Consider the following 2,139-nt stretch of genomic DNA (forward strand, 5'->3'; position numbering starts at 1 on the left):
TGGTTTTTCTTTGGTTTTGAAAGAATAGATTCCTTTTTTGTCAAAAATAACCCATGTAATATGTTAAATTTCTATTTTTTGACAAGGAGATTTATATAAAGCTCATATATCTCCTTGGAAGGTCGGCCCATTTCGAATTTGTCCAAAGTTTTCAGATAAATTTTGTATTGTCGTTCCACGGCGTCGAACCTTTTGGCCGCCGCCAATGTCAATAACCGTTCTTTGAGGGCCGACTCCTGCAACGCATCTTCGGAGAGGACCTTGTCACAATAGCCAAGGGAAACTGAAAAATCCCCTTCCATTCTATAGATCTCTGCCAAATTGCACATGAGTTTATGGTACATTTCCTTGAACCAGACCCGTTTCCCCCAGCACCAATCATTTTCCACTCCCTCAATGTATTTCATGGGTATGTCCTCAAAGAGATCACCTGTATAAAGCCGCTCAGCAGCCTCATAGCATATTTTTGCCTGATCGATATTGCCTCCTTTAAAATGTGAGTTGCCTTTATGGCAAAGTTCCTGGAACATGGGGAGGTCAATCCAACTGTCATGGGGCAAATTGAGATAGTAAATTGAGTTTTGATTGACTATGAACGGGGAATCCTTACTTGCCTTCCCATCCTTGGACAACACCATGCGAAGGTATCGTATGGCATGGTACAACCTATTCAAAGCCTGTTCCGTATCTTCTGCATAAGGCCAGAGCAAATCGGCCAATTCCTCGGTTTTTGCCCCTTTTATCCCCCTTACCAAAAGGAATGCAAAGACGGTCTTAAGCTTTTTGGTAGCCCCTGATTTGGTATTCCAGTCGATAAGCTCCCCATTTTCACGTCGTATACGGAGTTCCCCGAAACATCGTATCTTCCATCTCCCTTCTTCTGATTGTGCATCCGCGGTATTGATGATGTTTTGTGAGGCAAAATTCTTTTTTGCCGATGCCTCCTTGGATCCAACATTGCTTCCATCGCTTTTTTTCCTAATACCATCTACCTTGGATAACCAATAATCAAAACGTTGTTTTATCCTATTGTTCTTAACGATATGAATGGGTAAATAATACGGGTTGGATTTAATCTTTTTGGACGTAAAAATCTTTGGATGTACAAAAAGTCCCAAAAGCAACTGTTCGTCCAATAACACAGATTCATTGTAAAGGCATACCAAATCGACCTTATTCTTTTCAGAGGAAAGAAACATCTGAAGTTCCTCATGAAATTCCCGCAGGTAGATATCTCCTGAAGGCGTTCTTACAGCCCATGTCATTTCAAAAAGAATAACCGTTTTTTTTCCTTTTAAAAAGTCGGTTTCGGAAATTTTGTTTCGCAATGCCTCAATAAACGGTTTGGCTCTAAGAACACGCTCCCTCAGAAAAAAATCCGAGGAGGGAAAAACCACTCCTTTGGGCAAGGCTTCATTTTTTGGTTTAAGGGTGCATTCTATATCGCTTACCTTGTATTGATCTGTTATATACAGCCAATTGTTGTATTGCCCAAGAACTTGACGTATACCAACCCACTGGTCGCCTTCCTTTTGAAAAAAAAATCCAACATGTACATTTATATCTCCCTTAATCAAATCATCGTTTTTAGTGATTCAGTATATAAAATTCCTTAGTTTCGTGTTGTAAATGCTTTTTACTGTAGATACCCCGATCTTTGAGACGGATTTCTTACAAAACTAATATAATTATCAAGCCGCTCCCATATATAGGTCGACCGGTCTTTCACAGTCAACGGACTGGTGTCTTCTTCGGTAATTGTAATAATCAAAGTACTCGGCCAGGAGCAGGTATAAATCAGTAGAAATCTTGTCTAAGTTGTACTTTTTTTCAATGCTTCCAGAACTAGTTTAATCTTGAACTTCAGGATGAACTTTCTTTGTGTAAAATTAATGATTAAACTTATTTCCAAATTTTTGATTTTTTTACAATATTGGTATGTCAATGCGTAACAGGCGCCGTGGAACGACAATACAAAATTTATCTGAAAACTTTGGACAAATTCGAAATGGGCCGACCTTCCAAGGAGATATATGAGCTTTATATAAATCTCCTTGTCAAAAAATAGAAATTTAACATATTACATGGGTTATTTTTGACAAAAAAGGAATCTATTCTTTCAAAACCAAAGAAAAACCA

At 38.5% G+C, this 2,139-nt stretch carries 1 protein-coding gene; it reads right to left on the reverse strand.

Features of this window, described 5'->3' with window-relative positions; translation table 11 throughout:
- Positions 1-71: 71 nt before the first annotated feature.
- Positions 72-1,577: a BTAD domain-containing putative transcriptional regulator gene (locus BFP75_RS00135; RefSeq protein WP_206073445.1), complete on the reverse strand. Its 1,506-nt coding sequence runs from the start codon at positions 1,575-1,577 to the stop codon at positions 72-74.
- Positions 1,578-2,139: the final 562 nt, after the last annotated feature.

The sequence above is a fragment of the Maribacter sp. 4G9 genome, from assembly GCF_002742265.1.
Taxonomy (GTDB): Bacteria; Bacteroidota; Bacteroidia; order Flavobacteriales; family Flavobacteriaceae; genus Maribacter.